The sequence below is a fragment of the Brevundimonas phoenicis genome (assembly GCF_047237745.1).
In the GTDB taxonomy this organism is placed as follows: Bacteria; Pseudomonadota; Alphaproteobacteria; order Caulobacterales; family Caulobacteraceae; genus Brevundimonas.
In genome coordinates this window covers 2957098-2980639 of record NZ_JBDFLN010000001.1, presented here as the reverse complement: position 1 = coordinate 2980639, position 23542 = coordinate 2957098, and the positions used below count along the sequence as shown (strand labels likewise).

Annotated in this window: 23 protein-coding genes; 14 read left to right on the top strand and 9 right to left on the bottom strand. The window is 69.1% G+C overall.

All coding sequences use genetic code 11. The features are described from left to right. Positions 1–58 precede the first annotated feature (58 nt). The 4 genes from ABC419_RS14970 to ABC419_RS14955 are packed head-to-tail and all read left to right on the top strand — an operon-like array spanning position 59 to position 1458. Positions 59–469 carry a phage major tail protein, TP901-1 family gene (locus ABC419_RS14970; protein ID WP_412876946.1) on the top strand — a complete coding sequence of 137 codons (411 nt, stop codon included), beginning with the start codon at positions 59–61 and terminating at the stop codon, positions 467–469. Next, entirely contained in the window at positions 469–759 is a 291-nt protein-coding gene (locus ABC419_RS14965; RefSeq protein WP_412876947.1) for a GTA-gp10 family protein, read from the top strand. Before ABC419_RS14970 ends, ABC419_RS14965 begins: the two co-directional genes overlap by 1 nt. Then, complete coding sequence (locus ABC419_RS14960; RefSeq protein ID WP_412876948.1) at positions 756–932, top strand: phage tail assembly chaperone; 177 nt, start codon at positions 756–758, stop codon at positions 930–932. Before ABC419_RS14965 ends, ABC419_RS14960 begins: the two co-directional genes overlap by 4 nt. Continuing rightward, positions 925–1458 (top strand): phage tail tape measure protein, encoded by a 534-nt coding sequence (locus tag ABC419_RS14955; protein WP_412876949.1) that lies wholly within the window; start codon positions 925–927, stop codon positions 1456–1458. Before ABC419_RS14960 ends, ABC419_RS14955 begins: the two co-directional genes overlap by 8 nt. An 83-nt stretch (positions 1459–1541) precedes the next feature. On the opposite strand, the gene ABC419_RS14950 is transcribed toward ABC419_RS14955, so the two are convergent. Continuing rightward, positions 1542–2240 carry a DUF805 domain-containing protein gene (locus ABC419_RS14950; protein WP_412876950.1) on the bottom strand — a complete coding sequence of 233 codons (699 nt, stop codon included), beginning with the start codon at positions 2238–2240 and terminating at the stop codon, positions 1542–1544. Between the two features lie 163 nt (positions 2241–2403). On the opposite strand from ABC419_RS14950, the gene ABC419_RS14945 reads away from it, so the two are divergent. The 8 genes from ABC419_RS14945 to ABC419_RS14910 all read left to right on the top strand — a co-directional run bounded on the left by ABC419_RS14945 (position 2404) and on the right by ABC419_RS14910 (position 12526). Next, the gene (locus ABC419_RS14945; protein WP_412876951.1) at positions 2404–3015 is read left to right on the top strand and encodes a phage distal tail protein, Rcc01695 family; all 612 of its coding nucleotides are present in this window, start codon (positions 2404–2406) and stop codon (positions 3013–3015) included. 3 nt (positions 3016–3018) lie between these two features. After that, positions 3019–3672 (top strand): phage/gene transfer agent baseplate hub protein, encoded by a 654-nt coding sequence (locus ABC419_RS14940; RefSeq protein WP_412876952.1) that lies wholly within the window; start codon positions 3019–3021, stop codon positions 3670–3672. A 185-nt stretch (positions 3673–3857) separates the two neighbouring features. Beyond that, positions 3858–4289, top strand: coding sequence for a C40 family peptidase (locus ABC419_RS14935; protein WP_412876953.1), 432 nt, complete (start codon positions 3858–3860; stop codon positions 4287–4289). A gap of 11 nt (positions 4290–4300) precedes the next feature. Continuing rightward, on the top strand, positions 4301–7978 hold the full coding sequence (locus tag ABC419_RS14930; protein ID WP_412876954.1) for a baseplate multidomain protein megatron: 3678 nt from the start codon (positions 4301–4303) through the stop codon (positions 7976–7978). 126 nt (positions 7979–8104) lie between these two features. After that, entirely contained in the window at positions 8105–9040 is a 936-nt protein-coding gene (locus ABC419_RS14925) for a DnaJ C-terminal domain-containing protein (protein ID WP_412876955.1), read from the top strand. 53 nt (positions 9041–9093) lie between these two features. Then, a complete protein-coding gene (locus tag ABC419_RS14920; protein WP_412876956.1) occupies positions 9094–10254 on the top strand; it encodes a phosphoserine transaminase in 1161 nt (386 codons plus the stop codon). Positions 10255–10346: 92 nt separating this feature from the next. Then, positions 10347–11642, top strand: a complete 1296-nt coding sequence (locus tag ABC419_RS14915) for an adenylosuccinate synthase (protein WP_040345924.1) — start codon at positions 10347–10349, stop codon at positions 11640–11642. Positions 11643–11719: 77 nt separating this feature from the next. Beyond that, the gene (locus tag ABC419_RS14910) at positions 11720–12526 is read left to right on the top strand and encodes a response regulator (protein WP_412876957.1); all 807 of its coding nucleotides are present in this window, start codon (positions 11720–11722) and stop codon (positions 12524–12526) included. A gap of 16 nt (positions 12527–12542) precedes the next feature. Here ABC419_RS14910 and rpoH read toward each other — a convergent pair whose 3' ends face one another. Further along, positions 12543–13427, bottom strand: coding sequence for an RNA polymerase sigma factor RpoH (rpoH, locus tag ABC419_RS14905; RefSeq protein ID WP_200168593.1), 885 nt, complete (start codon positions 13425–13427; stop codon positions 12543–12545). Between the two features lie 233 nt (positions 13428–13660). Further along, a complete protein-coding gene (locus ABC419_RS14900; RefSeq protein WP_412876958.1) occupies positions 13661–14686 on the bottom strand; it encodes an RluA family pseudouridine synthase in 1026 nt (341 codons plus the stop codon). A gap of 75 nt (positions 14687–14761) precedes the next feature. Here ABC419_RS14900 and ABC419_RS14895 point away from each other — a divergent pair, with 75 nt between their 5' ends. Next, on the top strand, positions 14762–15400 hold the full coding sequence (locus tag ABC419_RS14895; protein WP_412876959.1) for a DUF2799 domain-containing protein: 639 nt from the start codon (positions 14762–14764) through the stop codon (positions 15398–15400). A 67-nt stretch (positions 15401–15467) separates the two neighbouring features. Here ABC419_RS14895 and fba read toward each other — a convergent pair whose 3' ends face one another. Next, positions 15468–16532, bottom strand: coding sequence for a class II fructose-bisphosphate aldolase (gene fba / locus ABC419_RS14890; RefSeq protein ID WP_088410130.1), 1065 nt, complete (start codon positions 16530–16532; stop codon positions 15468–15470). 157 nt (positions 16533–16689) lie between these two features. Between fba and ABC419_RS14885 the strand changes: the two genes are divergently transcribed. Then, positions 16690–17091 carry a hypothetical protein gene (locus ABC419_RS14885; protein WP_412876960.1) on the top strand — a complete coding sequence of 134 codons (402 nt, stop codon included), beginning with the start codon at positions 16690–16692 and terminating at the stop codon, positions 17089–17091. 55 nt (positions 17092–17146) lie between these two features. On the opposite strand, the gene ABC419_RS14880 is transcribed toward ABC419_RS14885, so the two are convergent. The 5 genes from ABC419_RS14880 to purT form a co-directional block, all read right to left on the bottom strand. Continuing rightward, positions 17147–18343, bottom strand: coding sequence for a phosphoglycerate kinase (locus ABC419_RS14880; RefSeq protein ID WP_412876961.1), 1197 nt, complete (start codon positions 18341–18343; stop codon positions 17147–17149). 117 nt (positions 18344–18460) lie between these two features. Next, positions 18461–19468: a type I glyceraldehyde-3-phosphate dehydrogenase gene (gene gap, locus ABC419_RS14875; RefSeq protein ID WP_200168597.1), complete on the bottom strand. Its 1008-nt coding sequence runs from the start codon at positions 19466–19468 to the stop codon at positions 18461–18463. A gap of 271 nt (positions 19469–19739) precedes the next feature. Then, positions 19740–19994, bottom strand: coding sequence for a YbdD/YjiX family protein (locus tag ABC419_RS14870; RefSeq protein ID WP_412876962.1), 255 nt, complete (start codon positions 19992–19994; stop codon positions 19740–19742). Then, positions 19987–22074 carry a carbon starvation CstA family protein gene (locus tag ABC419_RS14865; protein WP_292057151.1) on the bottom strand — a complete coding sequence of 696 codons (2088 nt, stop codon included), beginning with the start codon at positions 22072–22074 and terminating at the stop codon, positions 19987–19989. The genes ABC419_RS14870 and ABC419_RS14865 overlap by 8 nt, the downstream gene beginning before the upstream one ends. Positions 22075–22347: 273 nt before the next feature. Further along, positions 22348–23541 carry a formate-dependent phosphoribosylglycinamide formyltransferase gene (gene purT, locus ABC419_RS14860; protein ID WP_412876963.1) on the bottom strand — a complete coding sequence of 398 codons (1194 nt, stop codon included), beginning with the start codon at positions 23539–23541 and terminating at the stop codon, positions 22348–22350. Position 23542 lies beyond the last annotated feature (1 nt).

The window sequence follows — 23542 nt, the reverse complement described above, 5'->3', positions numbered from 1 at the left end:
CGGCCCTTCGGGCCACCTTCTCCCATCGGGAGAAGGAAACTGTGAAACGGGGAACATCATGGCGGCGCAACGGGGCAAGGACATCCTGCTGAAGATCGAGGGCGCGGCCGGCGCCTTCACCACGGTGGCGGGGCTGAGGGCGAGGACGATCTCGCTGAACGCCAAAACGGTGGACGCGACCGACAGCGACAGCGCCGGGCGGTGGCGCGAACTGCTGGCGGGGGCGGGCGTGAAGTCGGCGGCGGTGTCGGGGCAGGGGATATTCCGCGATGCGGCGTCCGACGCCCTGATCCGCGAGGCCTTCTTTGAGCAGGCGGCGAAGACGTGGCGGCTGATCGTGCCGGATTTCGGCGTGCTGGAGGGGCCGTTTCTGGTCGCGGCGCTGGAATACGCCGGCGAGCATGAGGGCGAGGCCAGTTTTGCGCTGAACCTGGCCAGCGCGGGCGAAGTGACGTTCTCGGCGCTGTGATGATCAACGGCGTGCGGGGCGAGGTTGCGGCGAGGCTGGCGGGGGCGGAGCGGAAGCTGTGCCTGACGCTGGGCGCCTTGGCCGAGATCGAGACGGGGCTGGGCGTCGCCGGGATGGCGGCGCTGGCCGAGCGGATGAAGGCGCTGTCGGCGCGCGATCTGATGGTGGTGCTGGCGGCGCTGTTGCGCGGCGGGGGCGAGGTTGCGCTGGCGGAGGGGCTGGCGAGCGCGCCGGTCGATCCGCGCGAGGCGGCGGAGGCGGTGGCGAAGGCCTTTGCGGCGGCGGCGTGAGGACTCCGTGGGGAGAAATGATGCAGGCGGCGGCGCGGTTGGGCGTGGGGCCGGAGGGCTTCTGGCGGCTGTCGCTCAAGGAGTGGCGGATGCTGACGGCGGGGCCGGCGCAGGCGGCGCCGCTGGGACGGGGCGAACTGGAGCGGATGCAGGAGATGTGGCCGGATGACTGACAGTTTCAGGCCGGACGGGATCGACGCCGTGCCGGTGAAGGCGGCGGAGGCCGCAGCGGCGCTGGAGGCGCTGAAGGAGCCGGCGGAGCGGGCGGCGGCCTCGATCGAGGACGCCTTCGGGCGCGCGGGGGCCAGCCTGACGCGGTCGCTGACGCGGGCGGCGGCGGATGGGGAGGTGACGCTGGCCGAACTGGCGCGGGCGGTGCTGAATGCGGTCAATGCGGCGGCGGGCGCGCGCGGCGGCGGACTGTCGGGGGCGATTGCGGCGGCGCTGGGCGGCTTCGGCGGGGCGCGGGCGGACGGCGGGCCGGTGCTGGGCGGCGGGGCCTATCTGGTCGGCGAGCGCGGGCCGGAGGTGTTCCGTCCGGCGGGCGCGGGGACGATCGAGCCGATGGGCGGTCACTCTGGTTCGGGGGCCGGGGTGACGGTGAACGTCACGGTGGATGGAGGGGCCGAAGGGCTGCTGCGCTCGGAGACGCAGATCGCCCGGATGCTGGCGCGGGCGGCGGCCCTGGGCGCGCGTTGAACAGGACGTGCTCAAGCAGCGAGGCGCCGTGTGTCGAGCGGTAGTGCAACAAAAAAGGGCGCTCCGAAGAGCGCCCTTAGAACTTATTCGCCCTTGGGGTTCGGGCCGTATTTGTTGTCGCCGGGCTGGCTGTCGGAGATGCCGATCCAGAGCCAGAAGCCGATAGCGACCAGCCAGGTCAGGCTGAGGATGCCCAGCGCCGGGCCGAAGGTGCTGAGGATGACGGCGGGATCCTCGTTTTCCAGCGCCTGGGCGTTCATGAAGGCCGAAACGCCGATCGACATGAAGGCGAAGACCCAGCCGCCGATCATGACGACGTAGGGGATGGCGATAATCCAACCCGCCTTGCCCATGTCGTGCAGGCGCTTCACGCCGATGGCGAGGTGCGGCCACAGCAGGGCGAGGCCCAGCAGGTTCAGGAACGGGATGAAGTTCAGGATCAAGCCGACGCCGAACAGGATCAGCCAGCTGATCCAGAAATGCTGACGACGCAGGCGGCCGTGGAACGAGAACATGGCCGTGGCGAAGTCATAGGCGCCGAGCGGAGCGCCGCCCGTCGATGAGGCGGCGGCTTGGCCGAAGGCGGCGGCGGGGGCGGTGGAGGCCAGGATCATGACCTGGGTCGCCTCCATGCCTTCCGGCACGAAGTCGACACGGGCGCCGACGGCGACGGTTCCGCCAGCCTGGATGTCCGTGCGGGTGAAGCCGTAGCGGATGCTGTCGTCGCCGCTGATCAGGCCCGTGCCCGAGACGTCGTCATAGCTGAGAATTTCGCCGCGCACGCGGATCTCCTGTCGTTGAACGGCTTCGCCGTGGTGTGGCGAAAGCATGGCTGACGCGGGCGGCGCGGACAACCCGAAGTCTGACGTTAGGCGAAGTTTTTCGCGAGACGTTCGCAAACTGTCCCGCGACGGGACGCAATCCACATCAAACTAGCGAGGACGCATGGCCTTTCATGAGGTGCGCCTGCCCGCGCGGCTGGCGTTCGGCTCGACCGGCGGGGTCGAGCGCAGGACGGAGATCACGACGCTCGCCTCGGGGTTCGAGCGGCGCTCGACGCCCTGGGCGGACGGGCGCAGGCGGTATCTGATCGGGGCGGGTCTGCGGTCGCTGGACGACATGGCGGCGCTGACGGCGTTTTTCGAGGCGCGGCGCGGGCGGCTGCACGGGTTCCGGTTTCGCGACTTCGCGGACTTCAGGAGCGGGGCGCCGGGGGCGGCCGTGACGCCGCTGGATCAGGCGATCGGGACTGGAGACGGGCAGGCGCGCGTCTTTCAACTGAGCAAGGCCTATGGGGATCACCGGCGGGTCATCGCCAAGCCGGTGGAGGGATCGGTGCGGGTGGCTGTGGCGGGCGTGGAGACGGCGGCTTTCAATCTGGATGCGGTCACGGGGCGGGTGACGCTGGCGACGGCGCCGCTGCAGGGCGCCGCGGTGACGGCGGGGTTCGCCTTCGACGTGCCGGTGCGGTTCGACGCGGACCGGATGGAGGTGAGGCTGGAGAGCTTCGGCACCGGGCGGATGGTCGCCATGCCACTGATCGAAGTGCGGGTCTGAGCCATGCGGAATGTTCCCGATGAACTGGCCGCCCGCATCGAGAGCGGGGCGGCGACGCTGTGCCATGTCTGGCTGCTGAGGCGAGCGGACGAGCGGGCGATGGGCTTCACAGACCATGACCGCGATCTGGATGTCGAAGGGGTCACGTGCCGGGCGGCCAGCGGCTGGACCGGCGGGGCGGGCGAAGGCGAGGTCGGTCTGGCGGCTGGGGCGCTGTCGGCTTCGGGCGGGCTGGATGACGCGGCGATCACCGAAGAGGACATAGCGGCGGGGCGGTATGACGCCGCAGAGGTCGAGCTGTGGCGCGTGGACTGGATGCGGCCGGACCTGAAGGTGCGGCTGTGGAAGGGGAGGCTGGCCCGGATACGGCGCGAGGAGGGGCGGTTCATCGCCGATCTGGACGGGCCGATGGCGGCGCTGGAGCGGGTGGTCGGGCGGACCTATGGCCGGGGCTGCGACGCGGTGCTGGGCGATGGGCGCTGCGGGCTGGAGGCGGCGGCCATCGCGGGGCGCAGCTGCGACAAGCGGTGGGCGACCTGCGTTGGCGTGTTCGGCAATGGGGTCAACTTTCAAGGGTTTCCGGATGTGCCGGGCGAGGACTTCCTGACCGCGCGACCGGTCGCGGGGCGCAATGACGGCGGGAGCCGCAGGCGATGAGGAAGGGCGCTGATCTCTCCCTCCCCATTTTGGGGAGGGTGGCTGAGGCGGAGCCGAAGTCGGGTGGGGGCGGCGGGGCTGTTCAAGCGCCGCGCCCTGATCAGCAAGCCCTCCCCACCCGGTCGCTGCGCGACCACCCTCCCCATGAAGGGGAGGGAGAGGCGTGGCGCGCGCGCGCGCGGGTCGTGGCGGCGGCGCGGGGTTGGCTGGGCACGCCGTATCGGCATCAGTGCAGCCTGAAGGGCGAGGGGGCGGACTGCCTGGGCCTGGTGCGCGGGGTCTGGCGCGAGGTGATGGGCGAGGAGCCGCAGGCGCCGCCGCCCTATCGCCCTGACTGGGCCGAGGTCGGGGGCGAGGAGGCGCTGTGGGCGGCGGCGCGGCGCTGGCTGGTGGAGATATCGCCGGAGCGGGCGGGGCTGGGCGACGTGCTGCTGTTCCGCATGACGGCGGGCGCGCCGGCCAAACACTGCGCGGTGTTGAGCGCGGTTGAAGGACCGGAGCGACGGATGATCCACGCCTATTGGGGGCGCTCGGTCGTCGAAAGCTGGATGGGGCCGTGGTGGCGACGGCGGCTGGTTGCGGCCTTTCGCTGGCCTGAACCCTTGGCGGCAATTTGAAGGAGTAGACGATGGCGCAGGTGCTGCTGGGCGGCCTTGGGGGCATGGCGGGCGTCAGCAGCCTGGGCCTGTTGGCCGGGGGGCTGCTGGGGCGGGCGCTGGACGACAAGCTGGTCGCTGGATTGTCGCCCGCGCGGCAGGTCGGGCCGAGGCTGGAGGGGCTGAAGCTGCAATCCTCGGCCGAGGGGGCGCCGATGGCCTGCGTCTTCGGGCGGGCGCGGGTGGTCGGGCAGGTGATCTGGGCCGCGCGGTTTCTGGAGCGCAAGGAGAAGCGGTCGGGCGGCAAGGCGGGCAAGACGGTCGATTACGCCTATTCCCTGAGCTTCGCCGTGGCCCTGTGCGAGGGCGAGATCGACGGGGTGGGACGTATCTGGGCCGACGGCCAGCCGATGGATATGGCGGGCGTGACCATGCGCCTGCATCGCGGGACCGAGGATCAGACGCCGGATCCGTTGATCGAGGCGGTAGAGGGGCGGGCGCCCGCTTATCGCGGTACAGCCTATGTGGTGTTCGAGGATCTGCCGCTGGACGCCTGGGGCGACCGGCCGCCGCAACTGGCGTTCGAGGTGTTCCGGCGGCCGCAGGGGGCGGCGCCGCAGCTGGAAGACCGGCTTGAGGGCGTTTGCCTGATCCCCGGCGCAGGGGAGTTCTGCCTGGCGACCGAGCCGGTGATGCGGCGCGAAGGGCTGGCGAAATCCACGCCGGAGAACGTGCATTTGACGGCGGGTCAGACCGACCTGGAGGCCTCGCTGGATCAACTGACGGCCCAGGCGCCGAGGTTGAAGCGGGTCAGTCTGGTGGTCGGCTGGTTCGGCGACGACATACGCATGAGCCATTGCCGCATCCGGCCGGGGGTGGAGCGGCGTCAGAAGCCGACCGAGCCGCTGGTCTGGCGCGTGGCCGGGGTCGAGCGGGCGGACGCGCATCTGATCTCTCAGGTCGAGGATGGTCCGGCCTATGGCGGCACGCCCTCGGACGACAGCGTGCGGCAGGCGATCCGGGCGCTGAAGGCGCGCGGGCTGGAGGTGACGCTGTATCCCTTCGTCTTCATGGACTGCCCCGGCTATCCGTGGCGGGGGCGGATCACGGGGACGGACGGGGCGGGGGCGACGGCCGAGGTCGCGGCCCTGTTCGGGACGGCGGGCGGCTGGGGCTTGCGGCGGCTGGCGCTGCACTACGCCCGTATCGCGGCGGATGAGGGGGCGGACGGCCTGCTGATCGGCTCGGAGATGCGAGGGCTGACCTGGACGCGCGATGCGGGCGGGGGCTTTCCGGCGGTGGCGCAGTTCCGGGCGCTGGCGGCGGAGTGTCGGGCGGTGGTCGGGGCGCGGGTCAAGCTGAGCTACGCCGCCGACTGGTCGGAGTATTTCGGCTGGCAGAGGGAGGGAGAGGCAAGGTTTCACCTCGATCCGCTGTGGGCGGACCCGAACATCGATTACGTCGGCATCGACTGGTATCCGCCGATGGGCGACTGGCGCGCGGGCGCCGGCGGGCGGGACGCTGAAGATTTCAAGGGGCCGTCGGACCCGGCCTATCTGGCGGCGCAGGTGGCGGGCGGCGAGGGGTATGACTGGTTCTACGCCAGCGCGGCGGATCGGGCGGCGCAGACGCGGACGCCGATCGAGGATGGCGCGCACGGCGAGGACTGGATCTGGCGCTACAAGGATATTAAGGGCTGGTGGTCGAACGCGCACCATGAGCGCGTGGGCGGCGTGCGGCAGGCGTCGCCGACGGCCTGGGTTCCGGGGATGAAGCCGATCCGGCTGACCGAGTTCGGCTGTGCGGCGGTGGATCGCGGGGGCAATACGCCGAACCTGTTCCAGGATCCCAAGAGCAGCGAGAACGCCCTGCCGCCGCACTCGACCGGAGCGCGCGATGACCGGATGCAGCGGCGGCTGATCGAGGCGGTGCTGGGGCATTATGCGCAGCCGATGAACAATCCGATCTCGGGCGTCTATGGCGGGCCGATGCTGCAGGGTGCGGACGTCTGGTGCTGGGACGCGCGGCCTTATCCGGCCTTTCCGGTGCTGGGTGAAGTGTGGGCGGACGCGGGCGCCTGGCGCACGGGGCACTGGCTGAACGGGCGGATGGGCGGCGATGCGCGCGGGCTGATCGAGGCGATCCTGAAGCGCGGCGGGCTGAGCGAGACGGACTTTACGGTCGGGGCGGTGGACGGCGGGGTGACGGGCTATGTCATCGACCGGCCGATGGCGACGAAGGATGCGCTCGCGCCGCTGGTGCAGGCGCTGGGGGCGACGACGGCCGAGCGGGATGGTCGGGTGGCCGTGCTGGGCGAGACGGCGCTGGAGATGACGCTGCATCAGGCGGCGCTGGCCCTGCCCGACAAGGGCGGGAGCGCGGCGGCGGATCGGCGGCTGACGCCCCGGCCGGGTGTGGCGCGGCTGCGCTTCATTGATGAGGCGGCGGATTATCAGTTGGGCGCGGTGACGGTGCGCGGCGACGGCGAGGGCGGCGGCGTGGACGCGGCCTTGTCCGCCGTGGTCGGGGCCGGGCTGGCGACGGCGGCGGCGCAGCGGCTGTTGGCGGGCGAGGCGGTGGAGCGGCTGACGCTGAAGCTGGGGCCGCTGGAGGCGCTGAGGCTGGAGCCGGGCGATGTGACGGCGGTGGAGGGGCGTGCGGGCGACTGGCGCGTCGAGCGGCTGGACTGGGATGAGACGCCCAGGGCGGTGCTGGCGCCGGTTGTCGAGGTCGCTGTCGTGGACGCGCCCGAGGATTGGCGCGGAGACGGCGGCGGGGCGGGAACGCCGGGGGCGCCGTTCCTGATGCTGTTGGACCTGCCGCCTCTGCCGGGCGAGGAGGCGGACGGGCGGCCGGTGGTCGCGGCCGCCGCCGAACCGTGGACGCCGATGGCCCTGCATGGCGGGGCCTCAGTCGACAGTCTGACGCCGAGGGCCGTGGTGGAGACGCCCGCGACGGTGGGGACGCTGACGGCGGGCTTGCGGCCCGGCGTGGTCGGGCGCTGGGACGAGACGGGCGTGCTGAGCGTGCGGATCGAGGGGCAGGCGCCGCAGAGCCGGGCGGCCGAGGCGGTGCTGTCGGGCGCCAATCTGCTGGCGGTGCGCAGTGCGGACGGGTGGGAGCTGGTTCAGTTCCGCCGGGCCGAACTGGTCGGCGGCGGTGTGTGGCGGTTGAGCGGCCTGTTGCGCGGACAGCAGGGGACGGAAGAGGCGGCCGCGCGCGGGGCGGAACCGGGGGCGCTGGTCGTGGTGCTGGAGCGCGGCATGGCGCGGGCTGAGGTGGATGCGGTCGAGCGCGGATTGCCGCGGATCTGGCGGGCGGGGCCTGTGGGTTCGCCGCCGGGCGGGGCGGGGACGACGGAGGTCGGCTTCGTCTGGATCAACCGGAATTCGGCGCCGTGGCGACCGGCGCATCTGAAGGCGAGCCCAGAGGGCGGCGGATGGCGGTTGAACTGGTTGCCGCGCGTGCGTCTGAACGGCGACGGCTGGGAGGGGGAGCCGTTCGAGGTCGATCCGAAACGGTTTCGGGTGCGGGTGCTGGATGGCGCCGCCGTGCGCCGGGTTTGGGAGGTCGAGGGGCTGGCGGCCGTTTATGGGGCGGTTGAGGTTGAGGCGGACTTTCCCAGCGGCGTCGGGGCGGGCGTCCGGGTTGCTGTGGCTCAGTGGGGCGAAGGGTATGGCTGGGGGACTGAGGCGGTGTTGGGGTTGTGAGATACAAGGCCCTCTCCCGCCGGGAGAGGGTGTTGCAACATGAGGAAACCATCCTCGCCCCTTTCGGCGGGCGGGCGCATGGCTTAACTGACGCTCTGGTCCGTATTGATCCGAGTGGAGCGAAAATTGGCTGGCGATCCCTATCAGGAACTGGGCGTTTCCAAGGGCGCGAGCGCGGACGAGATCAAGAAGGCGTTCCGCAAGCTGGCCAAGGAACTGCACCCCGACAAGAATCCCGGCGACAAGGCCGCCGAGGAACGGTTCAAGCGCATCACCGCCGCCTTCGACCTGCTGGGCGACGCCGAGAAGCGCGCCAAATATGATCGCGGCGAGATCGACGCCGACGGACGAGAGCAGTTTCGCGGCTTCGGCGGCGCAGGGCAGGGCGGACGGCCTGGCGGCGGCGGTTTCGGGGGCTTCGGCTTCGGCGGGCGCGGCGAGGGCGGTCCCGGCGGCCGGGCCAGCTTCGACGACATCGATCTGGAAGAGATTTTCGGCGCTTTCGGCGGCGGCGGGCGTGGGGCCGGGCGCGGCTTCGGCGGCGGGCGCGGTCAGGACGTGCGGGCTACCCTCGACATCAGCCTTGAGGACGCCATCGCCGGGACGACGCGGCGCATCCAGTTCTCGGATGGGCGGATGCTGGATGTGGCCATTCCCAAGGGCGCTTCCGAAGGCCAGGTGATCCGGTTGAAGGGGCAGGGCGCACCGGGGCGGGGCGGTCAGGCGGGCGACGCCCTGATCGAACTGCGCATCCAGCCGCACCCGGTGTTCAAGCGCGACGGGGCGGACCTGACGATGGATCTGCCGGTGTCGGTCCCCGACGCGGTGCTGGGCGGGAAGATCCAGGTGCCGACGCCCGAGGGCGCGGTGATGATGACCATCCCCAAGGGCTCGAACTCGGGCAAGGTGTTGCGGCTGAAGGGGCGCGGCGCCTATGCGAACGGCAAGCGCGGCGATCTGCTGGCGAAGCTGGTGGTGACGCTGCCGGAGACGCCGGACGACGAACTGGTCCGGTTTGCGGCCGAATGGCGTGAACGCCGGCCCTATAAGCCCGGCCGCTGACGGCTTAAGGGCTTAGCTTACTTCTTCTCCTCCCCGAGACTGTAGAGACCGTCATGACGTCCAAGCCCGCCGCCAAGCCCGCTCGCCCCTGGTTCTCGGCCGGGCCGACGGCCAAGCGTCCGGGCTGGTCGTTGGCGGGGCTGCCGACCAATCTGATGGGGCGGGGCATCCGCGCGCCGGAAGTGGCCGAGCGGTTTGCGCATGGGCTGAAGCTGACGCGCGAAGTGCTGAGCCCGCCGGACGACTATGTGCTGCTCTATACGCCCGGCTCGGACACCGGGGCGGTCGAGGCTGCGCTGTGGTGCATGCTGGGCGAGCGGCCGGTGCAGGTCGTCGCCTATGAGAATTTCGGTCAGGTCTGGGCGACCGACGTGCGCGACCACCTGAAGCTGGAGCCGGAAGTGCTGACGGCGCCGTGGGGCGAGCTGCCGGACCTGTCCCGGGTCGATCCGAAGAAGGACGTGGTGTTTCCGTGGAACGGCACGACCTCGGGCGTGCGCGTGCCGGACGGCGACTGGATCGCCGACGACCGCGAGGGGCTGACCATCTGCGACGCGACCTCGGCGGCGTTTGCGATGGATCTGCCGTGGGACAAGCTGGATGTGACAACCTTCAGCTTCCAGAAGGCGCTGGGCGGCGAGGCGGGCATCGGCCTGATGGTGCTGTCGCCGCGCGCCGTGGCGCGGCTGGATACGTATCGCCCCGATCGGGCCGTGCCCAAGGTGCTGCGGATCGTCGACAAGAAGGGTTTTGACCGGACCCTGGCGGACGGGGTGGTGATGAACACCTTCTCGGTCCTGACCATCGAGGACTGGATCGACGCGCTGGACTGGGCGAAGGGCGCAGGCGGCCTGCCTGCGCTGATCGCGCGCACCGACGCCAACTATGCGGCCCTGGCCGAGTGGGTGGAGCGGACCGACTGGATCGACTTCCTGCCGGAGCGCCCCGAAATCCGCTCGACCACGTCGGTCTGTCTGAAGTTCGTCGACCCGCGCATCGCGGCGATGGACGAGGCGGGACAGAAGGCCTTCGTGAAGCGGTTCAAGGGGCTGCTGGAAGGCGAGGGGGCGGTCTATGACATGGAGCCGCATCGTTATGCGCCTCCGGGCCTGCGCCTGTGGTGCGGCTGCACGGTCGAGACGGCGGACGTCGTGGCCGCGACGCCGTGGCTGGAGTGGGCGTTCCAGACGGCGGTCGGCGAACTGGCCGGATAATTCGGTCGCCCATTCTACGCCCTTTGGGGGCGACTCCGGACGATTCAGGGGTTATAGGCTCCCACCGCATTCTGGATTGCGGAGAAACGGTCTTGGCTAACGTCGCGGTGGTCGGCGCCCAATGGGGCGACGAGGGCAAGGGCAAGATTGTCGACTGGTTGTCGAACCGGGCCGACATGGTCGTGCGGTTCCAGGGCGGCCATAACGCCGGGCATACGCTGGTCGTCGACGGCAAGGTCTACAAGCTGGCGCTGCTGCCCTCGGGCGTGGTTCAGGGCAAGCCCTCGATCATCGGCAACGGCGTGGTCGTCGATCCCTGGCACCTGGTCGGCGAGATCGAGAAGATCCAGGCCCAGGGCGTGGCCATCACCCCCGACATCCTGACCATCGCCGACAACGCCTGCCTGATCCTGCCGATCCACCCGGCGCTGGACGTGGCGCGCGAGGCCGCCGCCAGCGCGCCGGGCGCCAAGATCGGCACGACCGGCCGCGGCATCGGCCCGGCCTATGAGGACAAGGTCGGCCGCCGCGCCATCCGCGTCTGCGACCTGGCCAATGAAGACGACCTGAAGATCAAGATCGACCGTCTGCGCTCGCACCATGATCCGCTGCGCGCGGGTCTGGGATTGGAGCCGATCGACCCGGCGGCCCTGCTGGCGCAACTGCTGGAGATCGCGCCGAAGATCCTGCCCTACGTCAAGCCGGCGTGGCGGGTGCTGGACGCTGCGCAGAAGGCGGGCAAGCGGGTGCTGTTCGAGGGGGCGCAGGGCGCCTTCCTGGACGTGGATCACGGCACCTATCCCTATGTCACCAGCTCCAACACCATCGCCGGGCAGGCGGCGGCGGGGTCGGGCGTCGGTCCGCGCGGCGTCGGCTATGTGCTGGGCATCGTGAAGGCCTATACGACGCGCGTCGGCGAAGGCCCCTTCGCCTGCGAACTGAACGATGAGGTCGGCGAGCATCTGGCGGTCGTGGGTCGCGAGGTCGGCGTGAACACGGGCCGGGCGCGCCGCTGCGGCTGGTTCGACGCGGTGCTGGTGCGCCAGTCGGTGGCGATCAACGGCATCGACGGCATCGCCCTGACCAAGCTGGACGTGCTGGACGGGCTGAAGACGCTGAAGATCTGCGTCGGCTATCGCATCAACGGCGAGGTGCTGGATTATCTGCCGTCCAGCCTGAAGGATCAGGCCTCGGCCGAGCCGGTGTTCGAGGAACTGGAAGGCTGGACCGAGAGCACGGGCGGCGTCCGCAGCTTCAAGGATCTGAACGCCCATGCGCTGAAGTATGTGCGCCGGATCGAGGAACTGATCGGCGCGCCGGTGGCCCTGCTGTCGACCAGCCCCGAGCGCGACGACACCATTCTGATGCGCGATCCGTTCCAAGGCTAAGTTTACATTTTTGGGCTGAGGCAACATCGCCTTAACCCGTGGGGCATAGGGTCGGGCTCTGGAATGGAGCTCGCCCCGTGTTCGCCCTAGACGCCAAAACGATACAGAGGATCGCGCCGGTGGTTCGGCGCGTGCTGATCGTTGATCCCAATCCCGCCGCCGCGCGCCTGCTGATGGACCTGCTGAAGGGGTTCGGATCGCGCGAGATCGTGGTCGAGGGCGACGAGGCGCGGGTGCTGGACCTGGCGCGCGAAATGGAGCCGGGCCTGATCTGCACCGAGCGGGCGGGGCCGAAGCTGGACGGCGAGGCCTTGGTGCGGCGTATCCGTCGCTCCAGCCTGTCGTGCCGACGCGCGCCGATCATCATGGTGACGGCCGAGGCGACCGCCAGCGCCATCAAGGGCGCGCGGGATTCCGGCGTCCACGAGTTCCTGAGAAAACCCTTCACCAGCGGCGATCTGCAACGACGGATCGAGAATCTGGCGACCAAGCCGCGCGACTGGGTCGAGGCGGTGGGCTATGTCGGCCCCGATCGGCGGCGCTTCAACTCGGACGACTACGCCGGACCGCAGAAGCGCAAGGCGGACAAGCCGCGTTCCGGCGCCGAGGCCGCGCTGGCGGTCAAGGATCAGGCGATGCGGATCCTGTTCTCGGCCCTGACGCAGTTCGACAGCGACCCGATGCAGGCCGTGCGGGCCATCAAGCAGCAGGCCGAGACGTTGAAGGCGCTGGCCATCAAGACCGGCGACGCGCCGTTGGCGATCGCGGCGGCAGGTCTGGATACGGTCCTGGCGGCGGGCGCGCCGACCAAGGCCGCGCTGACGGCGCCGGTTCAGGCGGTGCTGAAGCTGGCGCCGCCCGAAACCCTGGCGCAGGCGGGGTAGTGAGCTGCGGTCGACGTCAGGCGTCGACCAGGTTCCGTTCCTCGGCCGCAGCGCGCATGGCCTTCTGCAGCTTTTCGAAGGCGCGCACCTCGATCTGACGCACGCGTTCGCGGCTGACGCCGTACTGGCCGGCGAGTTCTTCCAGCGTGACCGGATCGTCCTTGAGGCGACGCTCGGTCAGGATGTGCTTCTCGCGGTCGGTCAATTCTTCCATGGCCTCTTGCAGCAGGCTCATGCGGATCGACTTTTCCTCGTCTTCGGCGAGTTGGGTCTCCTGGCTGACGGCGTTGTCGTCGGCCAGCCAGTCCTGCCACTCGCTTTCGCCGTCCGCGCGCAGCGGGGCGTTCAGCGAGGCGTCGCCGCCGAGGCGGCGGTTCATGTTGGTGACTTCTTCTTCCGACACGCCCAGCTTGGTGGCGATGGCCGCCAGGTGTTCCGGGTGCAGGTCGCCTTCCTCGAAGGCCGAGATTTGGCTCTTGGCCTTGCGCAGGTTGAAGAAGAGCTTCTTCTGCGCCGCCGTGGTGCCCATCTTCACGAGGGACCAGGAGCGCAGGATGTATTCTTGGATCGAGGCGCGAATCCACCACATGGCGTAGGTCGCCAGGCGGAAGCCCTTGTCGGGATCGAATTTCTTGACGGCCTGCATCAGGCCGACGTTGCCCTCGGAGATCACCTCGCCGATCGGCAGGCCGTAGCCGCGATAACCCATGGCGATCTTGGCCACGAGGCGCAGGTGAGAGGTCACGAGACGGTGGGCGGCCTCAGGATCCTGGTGTTCGCTCCACCGCTTGGCGAGCATGAACTCCTCATCCTTGGTCAGCATCGGAAACTTACGGATTTCCGTGAGATAACGGGACAGTCCCTGTTCAGGCGACATCACCGTCAGCGTGGTATTGGCCATGTGGTCCCTCCGACCGAATGCTAGAGCAGGCGCCGCGGCTTTGACCACATGACGTGCATCATCGCCTCGCCCCTCAACTGATAAGATGGGAATCCGTTGCCCGGAGCGAAAGGGGCGGACTGTCTCAATTCGGCGGCGACCGCGCGGGTCGTCCGTCGTGACGATTATCTAGCACAGATGTTGTTGCTAATAAAGCGGGCAGTTTGGCGCAGACGCGACGGCGCGCCAAAGCGTCAGAGTTCGCTGAGCAGGGCTTCCAGCCGCAGCATATCCTCGGGCGGGGCGGTTTCGAAGCGGAGGGCTTCGCCGGTGACGGGGTGGATGAAGCCCAGGACGGCGGCGTGCAGGGCCTGGCGTTTCAGGCCGGACGCCTCGACGGCGGCGCGGACGGGTGCGGCGGGGCTGCCCGAGCCGTAGACGGGATCGCCGAGCAGGGGCGCGCCCTTGGACGCCATGTGGACGCGGATCTGATGGGTGCGGCCGGTGTGCAGGGTGCAGGCGACGCGAGCCGCCAGCGGGGCGTTGGAGGCCTTGGCCGGGCGGCCGAAGGTCTGCTGGACCACATAGTCGGTGATCGCCTCGCGCCCGCCGGAGCGCAGCACGGCCATCTTCTTGCGGTCGCCGCTGGAGCGGCCGATCTGGGTCTGGATGCGACCCTTTTCGGGCGAGGGCGCGCCGCGCGTCAGGGCCACATAGGTGCGCTCGATGTCGTGGGCGGCGAACAGGGCGGACAGACCTGCGTGGGCGCGGTCGGACTTGGCGGCGACCATGACGCCCGAGGTGTCCTTGTCGAGGCGGTGGACGATGCCGGGGCGGGCGACGCCGCCGATGCCGGAGAGACTGTCGCCGCAGTGGGCCAGCAGGGCGTTGACCAGGGTGCCGGTCTCGCAGCCGGGGGCCGGATGGGCGGCCATGCCGGGCGCCTTGTCGATGACGATCAGGTCGGCGTCCTCGAACAGGACGGTCAGGGGGATGGTTTCCGGCTGGGGCGTGGCCGGGGCGACGGGCGGCAGGGCGACCACATAGACACCGGGTTGGGTCTTGGCCGAGCCGTTGGAGACCGTCTGGCCGTCGCGGGTGACGGCGCCATCGGCCAGCAGGGCCTGGAGCCGGGCGCGTGACAGGGTCGGGAAGGTCTCAGCCAGAGCCTTGTCGAGACGCACGCCCGGCGTGTCGATGCGCGCCTGAAGTCGTTCTGCGGCGCGTGGCGCATCCTCGAGCGTTTCGTCGTCTTCCGTCAGCAAAGGTTCATCGGCCATAAGGCAAAATAGCATGGCTTGCGTGCAGGGGCGTCATCAGACCTCAACGCGAAAAAGCCCCTGGAGAGGCCGAAGATGAAGTCGCTGATCGCCGCCGTTGTCGCCGTTTCGGGCCTGGCGCTGTTGTCGGGCTGCGCCACCATGAACGAGGATCAGTGCCTAGTCGGCGACTGGGGCGGTCAGGGCTGGCGCGACGGCGCGGCCGGACGCCAGGTCAGCCGCCTGGACGAGCACGCCAAGGCCTGCGCCAAATACGGGGTGGCGCCGAACATGAGCGCTTATCTGGCCTCGCGAGAAGACGGGCTGCGGACCTATTGCACCTGGGAGAACGGATTCCGGCAGGGGCGCGAAGGGAACAGCTATGGCGGGGTCTGCGCCCCGGCCGAGGAGCGAGACTTCCTGCCTGCCTATGAGGACGGGCGGCGCATCCATGCGGTCGAGCAGGCGGTGGCCTCTGCCGAGAGCGCGTTGAACTCGGCGATCAGCCGCATCGACAATCGCAAGGACAAGCTGGAGGCCAAGCAGCGCGAACTGCGCCAGGACGGCCTGACCGACGAGGAGCGCCGCCGCATCCGCGACCGTATCCGTGAAGTGCGTGATGAAATTCGCGACGCCCGTCGCGATGCGCGCCAGGCCGAAGAGGCGCTTCACTACGCAGAGATCGAGGCGCGGGCGGTGCGCGGGGCGATCGGCGGCCGCTACGGCGTCTGGTGAACATGAAAACGCCCGCCTCCGGTCAACGAAGGCGGGCGTTTCAGTCTGATCAGGACGCGGCCGGCGATCAGCCGATGCGCGGGTCCAGTTCGCCGCCGGCATAACGCTTGGCCATCTGGGCCGTGGACAGGGGCTTGATCTTGGAGGCCTGGCCTTCGCAGCCGAACTGCAGATAGCGCTCCTGGCACAGCTTGCGCATGGCTTCCTTGGCGGGCTTCAGATAGGCGCGGGGGTCGAACTCGCCCGGCTTCTCGGCCAGCAGCTTGCGGATCGCGCCGGTCATGGCCATGCGGTTGTCGGTGTCGATGTTCACCTTGCGCACGCCGTTCTTGATGCCGCGCTGGATCTCTTCGACCGGCACGCCCCAGGTCTGGGGCATCTGGCCGCCATAGGCGTTGATGATGTCCTGCAGATCCTGCGGCACCGAGCTGGATCCGTGCATCACCAGGTGGGTGTTGGGCAGGCGACGGTGGATTTCCTCGATCACGTTCATGGCCAGGACTTCGCCGTCCGGCTGGCGCGTGAACTTATAGGCGCCGTGCGAGGTGCCCATGGCGATGGCCAGGGCGTCGACCTTGGTGGCCTTGACGAAGTCGACGGCCTGATCCGGGTCGGTCAGCAGGGCCGAGTGGTCCAGCTTGCCCTCGAAGCCGTGGCCGTCCTCGGCCTCGCCCATGCCGGTCTCCAGCGAACCCAGCACGCCCAGCTCGCCCTCGACGGAGACGCCGCAGCTGTGGGCCATCTCGGTGACGCGGCGCGTCACTTCGACGTTGTACTCGTAGGAGGCGGGGGTCTTGGCGTCTTCTTCCAGCGAGCCGTCCATCATCACCGAGGTGAAGCCGTACTGGATGGCGGTGGCGCAGGTCGCCGGGCCGTTGCCGTGGTCCTGGTGCATGCAGACCGGGATGTGCGGATACAGTTCGGCCAGGGCGTCGATCAGCTTGGCCAGGACGACGTCGTTGGCGTAGGAGCGGGCGCCGCGCGACGCCTGGATGATGACCGGCGCATTGACGGCGTCGGCGGCCTCCATGATGGCCAGGCCCTGCTCCATGTTGTTGATGTTATAGGCGGGCAGGCCGTAGTCGTGCTCCGCCGCGTGGTCGAGCAGTTGTCGCAGCGTGATGCGCGCCATGGGTAGTCTCCTGAACCAGATATGATTTTGCCCGAGGTCTTAGCTGGTCGGGCGGGGGAAGTCACGCCGATGTGACAGGGCGCAAGCGTGGTGGACTTTGGGCGCGCAGCCTCTAAGTGGACGCGACGCCTCGGGCGTGTCTGACCAAGGAGCGGCGATGAGCCAGAATGATGATGCGCTGGATGAGGACGGCGGCGGTTTCGACGTCGACGACTGGTCGCGGCTGACGCCTTTCACGGGCGCGGTGGCGACGCTGGACGACGTTCAGGCGGGCAAGGCCGTGTTCGCCCTGGGCGACACCGAAGAGGCGCGCGTCATCGACATAGAGCTGCCCCAGCCGGTCATCTGGTGGGAAGACGACGGCGAACAGGCGGCGGTGATCGTTCAGGCCGAGGCCCATGTCGGGCCAGATGGCGATCTAATGGAGGTGCTGGGCCTGATCCTGCCTGACGGCGGCGGGGCGGTGGCCCTGCTGGACGACGTCGATCTGGTGGACGACACCGATCCGACGTGGCGCGATCTGGTCGCGCGCGCCGTCGACATGGACGGCGAAGACTAAACCTTCAGACATCAGGGGCGAGGGCCGCGAACAGCCCTCGCCTTGATGGTTGCCGTTAGGCGGCGCGCAGGGCCTCGACGCCGGGCAGAACCTTGCCCTCCATCCATTCCAGGAAGGCGCCGCCGGCGGTGGAGACGAAGGTCATGTCGTCGGCCGTGCCTGCGTGGTTCAGGGCCGCGACCGTGTCGCCGCCGCCGGCGACGGCGACCAGCTTGCCGGCTTTGGCCAGTTCGGCGGCGTGCTTGGCGGCCTCGACCGTGGCCTTGTCGAAGGGGGGAACCTCGAACACGCCCAGCGGGCCGTTCCAGATCAGCGTCTTGGACAGGTCCATGGCGCGGTTCAGACGGGCGACCGTCTCAGGCCCGGCGTCCAGGATCAGGTCGTCGGTGGCGATGCGGTCCAGCGCGCGCACGCCCGATTCGATGCCCGGCTTGACGCCCTTGGCCACCACGACGTCGACCGGCAGCAGCAGTTCGCAGCCCTGACGGCGGGCTTCCTCGATGATTTCGCGGGCGGTGTCGGCCAGATCCTTCTCGCACAGCGAACCGCCGACATCGACGCCCTGGGCGAACAGGAAGGTGTTGGCCATGCCGCCGCCGATGGCCAGGTAGTCCAGCTTGGCGACCAGGTTCTTCAGCAGGTCCAGCTTGGTCGAGACCTTGGCACCGCCGACGATGCCGATGACCGGCTTCTGCGGCTTGCCCAGGGCGGCGTCCAGCGCCTCAAGCTCGCGCGCCATGGCGCAACCGGCATAGGCGGGCAGCAGGCGGGCCAGGCCTTCGGTCGAGGCGTGGGCGCGGTGCGCGGCCGAGAAGGCGTCGTTGACGTAGAGGTCGCCCAGTTCCGCCAGCTGCTGGGCGAAGGCCGGATCGTTCTTTTCCTCGCCCTTGTGGAAGCGGACGTTCTCCAGCAGCAGCACGCCGCCCGCGTCCAGATCGGCCACAGCGGCCTTGGCCTCATCGCCCACGCAGTCGTCGGCGAAGCGCACAGGGCCGTGCAGCAGCAGCTCCAGCGGCTCGACCACGGGCTTCAGGCTCATCGACGGCACGCGCTCGCCCTTGGGACGATCGAAGTGTGCCAGCAGCACCACCTTGGCGCCCGCTTCACGCAGGCGGTGGATGGTCGGCAGGGCGGCCTTCAGGCGGGTGTCGTCGGTGACGTTCCCGTCCTCCATCGGCACGTTGAAGTCCACGCGGACCAAGGCGGCCTTGCCCGAAAGGTCGGAAACGTCGTCGAGGGTGCGGAAGGTCATCGGTGGTCCGTCTTTTTTTTGATCTGGGCGGCGGGCCCGTCGTCTTGAAACAAGGGGCTCTCAGCCGTTCGGCGAGAGCCCCTCATAGGTCAGCAGTCTGTCAGGCGCGAGACCGGATCAGAGGAACTTCGCCATCACCAGGGCGGTGTCGGCCATGCGGGTCGCGAAGCCCCACTCGTTGTCGTACCAGGTCAGGACGCGGGCCAGCTTGCCGTCGACGACCTGCGTCTGGGGCAGGGCGGCGGTCGAGGAGGCGGCGACGTGGTTCAGGTCGACCGAGACCAGCGGGTCGGTGGTCGTGGCCAGGACGCCACTCATCGGGCCGTTCGCGGCGGCCAGCAGGGCGGCGTTGATTTCCTCGACGGTGACTTCGCGACCGGCGACGACCTTCAGGTCGACGACCGAGACGTTCGGGGTCGGGACGCGGATCGATGAGCCGTCCAGCTTGCCCTTCAGTTCCGGCAGGACCAGGCCCAGGGCCTTGGCGGCGCCGGTCGAGGTCGGGATCATCGACAGGGCGGCGGCGCGGCCGCGGTACAGATCCTTGTGCATCGTATCCAGCGTCGGCTGGTCGCCGGTGTAGGCGTGGATGGTGGTCATATAGCCGCGCTCGATGCCGAACAGGTCGTGCAGCACCTTGGCCACCGGGGCCAGGGCGTTGGTCGTGCACGAGCCGTTGGACACGACGATGTCGTCGGCCGTCAGGGTCTCATGGTTGACCTTGAAGACGATGGTCTTGTCGGCGCCGTCGGCCGGGGCCGAGACCAGCACGCGCTTGGCGCCCGCCTTCAGGTGGGCCGAGGCCTTGTCCTTGGACGTGAAGATGCCCGTGCATTCCAGGGCGATGTCCACCTTCAGCTCGGCGTGCGGCAGGTTGGCCGGGTCGCGCTCGGCCGTGACCTTGATCTTGCCGGTGCCGACATCGATCCAGTCCTCGCCGGTCGTGACCGTGCCGGGGAAGCGGCCGTGCACCGAGTCATAGCGGAACAGGTGGGCGTTGGTCTCGACAGGGCCCAGGTCGTTGATCGCCACGACCTCGATGTCCTTGCGGCCGTGCTCGACGATCGAGCGGAGGACGAGGCGGCCGATGCGGCCGAAGCCGTTGATGGCGACGCGAACGGTCATGGGGAGCAGTCTCCTGAACAGGGGCGATTATGATGGGCGCCTTAGTGGGACGGAGCGCGCGCGGTTGCAACCCCGTCGCCGTAACAAGGTATGATCGGGTGTAACCGTCCGGGGCCGGCGCCGCTTTGCCTTCTGTCTTTCATAGCCGTCATCCTCGGGCTTGACCCGAGGATCGGGTGGTCCATCTGCACAACGGCGCAGGGCGAGCGCGTCGCGGCCCTCGATCCTCGGGTCAAGCCCGAGGATGACGGCGTGGGAGGGGCCGGCGCCCTCAGCAGCAGCGGAAGCCGCCGCCCTCGCCGAACCGCCGCGCCTCATGCAGGCGAAAGAAGGCGGTGCGGTCCAGCGGTTCCTGATCCGGGTGGGTGACGGCGGCATGGGCGACATAGGCGTCATAATCCGGCTGGCCGATCATCAGCCCGGCGGTGCGGCGGGCGTCCTTGCCCCACCGCACCAGCGTGTCCCGGCAGGCGCAGAGCAAGTCCGCGCCGCCGGTCGTCGCCGAGGATGAAGAGGACTTAAGCACGGGCGATGTCCATGGCTTCGTCGGCCAGGGTCAACTCGTGCGCGGCCGGGGTCTCGACCACGGTCGGCTGGTCGGACTTCAGCGCCTTGAGGCAGGCCCCGACGCCATAGACCACGACTGTCAGCACCACGAACAGGAAGCCCGCCGTCAGCGCCGAGTTGACGTAGTCGTTGACGATGACCCGGTGCATGTCGCCGATGGTCTTGGCCGGGGCCAGGATGTCGCCGGCGGCCATGGCGTCCTGATACTTCCGCGCGTGGGCCAGGAAGCCGATCTTCACGTCGGGGTGGAACAGCTTCTGCAGCCCCGCCGTGACGGTGCAGATCAGCAGCCAGACCGCCGGAACCGCCGTGGCCCAGGCGAACCTGTGCCGCTTCATCTTGAACAGGACGACCGTGCCCAGGATCAGGGCGACCGCCGCCAGCATCTGGTTGGCGATGCCGAACAGGGGCCACAGGCTGTTGATCCCGCCCAGAGGGTCGACCACGCCGGTATAGAGGAAATAGCCCCACAGCCCGACCGTCAGGGCCGTGGCCACGACATTGCCGGTCCAGGACTGGGTCTGGCGCATCTTGGGCACGGCCATGCCCAGCAGATCCTGGATCATGAAGCGGCAGACGCGGGTGCCCGCATCGACGGTGGTCAGGATGAACAGGGCCTCGAACAGGATGGCGAAGTGGTACCAGAAGGCCATCATGGCCTTGCCGCCGATGACGCCCGACAGGATGTGCGCCATGCCGACCGCCAGGGTCGGGGCGCCGCCTGCACGCGACAGGATGGAGTGTTCGCCCACGTCCTTGGCCAACTGCTCCAGCTCGGCCGGGGTGATGTGGAAACCCCACTGGGCCACGGCGGCGGCGGCCGAGGCGGCGTTGTCGCCGATGACGGCGACCGGGCTGTTCATGGCGAAATAGACGGCCGGGTCCAGCACCGTGGCGGCGATCAGGGCCATGATCGCTACGAAGCTTTCGCACAGCATGGCGCCATAGCCGATCAGCGGGATCTGGTTCTCGTTCTCCAGCAGCTTGGGCGTGGTGCCGGACGAGATCAGGGCGTGGAAGCCCGACACAGCCCCGCAGGCGATGGTGATGAACAGGAAGGGGAACAGGGCGCCCGAGAAGACCGGCCCGGTGCCGTCGATGAAGGGGGTGATGGCGGGCATCTGAATGTGCGGGCGCACGATCAATATGCCGACGGCCAGGGCGACGATGGCGCCGATCTTCAGGAAGGTGGACAGGTAGTCGCGCGGCGCCAGCAGCAGCCACACCGGAATGACCGAGGCGATGAAGCCGTAGGCCATCATGGCGATGGCCAGCGTCGTGCCCGACAGGGTGAAGGCCGGACCCCAGAACGGATCAGCGGCGATATGGCCGCCGCCGATGATGGCCAGGACCAGCAGCACCACGCCGATCACCGACACCTCGCCCACGCGGCCAGGCCGCAGAAAGCGGGTGTACAGGCCCATGAAGACGGCGATGGGAATGGTGGCGGCGACGGTGAAGGTGCCCCAAGGGCTCTCGGCCAGGGCCTTGACCACCACCAGCGCCAGCACCGCCAGGATGATGACCATGATCATCAGCACCCCGACCTGGGCGATGACGCCGGGGATCGGCCCCATTTCGGTGCGGACCATGTCGCCCAGCGAACGACCGTCGCGGCGGGTCGACATGAACAGGACGATCATGTCCTGCACCGCCCCTGCCAGCACGGCGCCGACCAGAATCCACAGCACGCCGGGCAGATAGCCCATCTGCGCCGCCAGCACCGGCCCGACCAGAGGGCCTGCGCCTGCAATGGCCGCGAAATGGTGGCCGAACAGGACGTTTCGGGGCGTCGGGACGTAATCCAGCCCGTCGTTATGCCGCACGGCGGGCGTGGGCCTGCGCGCATTCAGCCCCAGCACCTTCCCGGCCAGATAGCGGGCGTAGAAGCGGTAGGCGATGGCGTAGACGCACAACGCCGCGACCACGATCCATACGGCGCTGATGCTTTCGCCCTGATGCAGGGCGATGACGGCGAGGGACACGGCCCCCAATATGGCGATGGCGCCGAAAATCAGCGCCGTCTTGAGCTTGCCCATGGCGAACGGTCCTCCGGGTCGACTGGATGCGACCTTTCGCCTTTTTTGGACCCTAATCGCGCCCGGCGCCAATCGACAAAAGTCGAAGAAGCTTGGCCAGTCCTTCTCCCCTTGTGGGAGAAGGTAGGCGCCGAAGGCGCTCGGATGAGGGGTGTGAGCGCGACGGTGGATGTCAGGTGCAGGCGTTGAGCGATCTTTCAGGAAAAGGCGCGCAAGCACCCCTCATCCGTCAGGCTCCGCCTGCCACCTTCTCCCACAAGGGGAGAAGGGAGCTTAAGGTTTCTCCACCCGCACCTTGCCCGCCGCTTCGGTCGCGCGCTGGCGAGCCTCGTCCGTGTCCGCGCCGCGCGCCAGCGCCACGCCCATGCGGCGACGCTCATAGGCTTCAGGCTTGCCGAACAGGCGCAGGTCGGCGGTCGGGACCGACAGGGCCTCGGCCACGCCCTCGAACGCCACGCCCTCGGCCTCCATGCCGCCGTAGATGACGGCGCTGGCGCCCGGTTCGCGTAAGGAAACGTCCACCGGCAGGCTCAGGATGGCGCGGGCGTGAAGCGCGAACTCGCTCATGACCTGCGTCGCCAGCGTCACCAGTCCGGTGTCATGCGGGCGCGGCGACACTTCCGAGAACCAGACCTCGTCGTCCTTCACGAACAGTTCGACGCCGAAGACGCCGAGGCCGCCCAAGGCGTCCGTGACCTTGCCCGCGATGGCCTGCGCCGCTTTCAGCGCGGCCTCGCTCATGATCTGCGGCTGCCAGCTTTCGACATAGTCGCCCTTCTGCTGGCGATGGCCGATGGGGGCGCAGAAGTCCGTACGGACTGCGCCGTCGCGCAACGACCGCACCGTCAGCAGGGTGATCTCATAGTCGAAGTCGATGCGACCCTCGACGATGACGACGCCGCCCGCGACCCGCCCTGACGCCTCGGCATAGGCCCAGGCGTCGGCCACGCCCTCGGGGCCGTCGACATAGGACTGGCCCTTGCCCGACGACGACATCACCGGCTTGACGAAACAGGGGAAACCCACGGCCTGCGCCCCCGTCGCCAGTTCCTCGGCCGAGGCGGCGAAGGCGTAGGGACTGGTCGGCAGGCCCAACTCCTCGGCGGCCAGACGGCGGATGCCTTCGCGGTTCATGGTCAGCTGGGTGGCGCGGGCCGTGGGGATGACGCGGGCCAGACCCGCGGCCTCGATAGCCGCCAGAGCGTCGGTGGCGATGGCCTCGATCTCCGGCACGATGATGTGCGGGGCCTCGGCCAGGATGACGCCGTTCAGCACCTGGGCGTCAGTCATGGGGATGACGTGGCTGCGGTGCGCCACCTGCATGGCCGGGGCGTTGGCGTAACGATCGACCGCGATCACTTCGGCGCCGAGGCGTTGCAGCTCGATGGCCACCTCCTTGCCCAGCTCGCCCGAGCCCAGCAGCATGACGCGCGTGGCGTGGTCGGTAAGCGGCGTGCCGATCTTCATG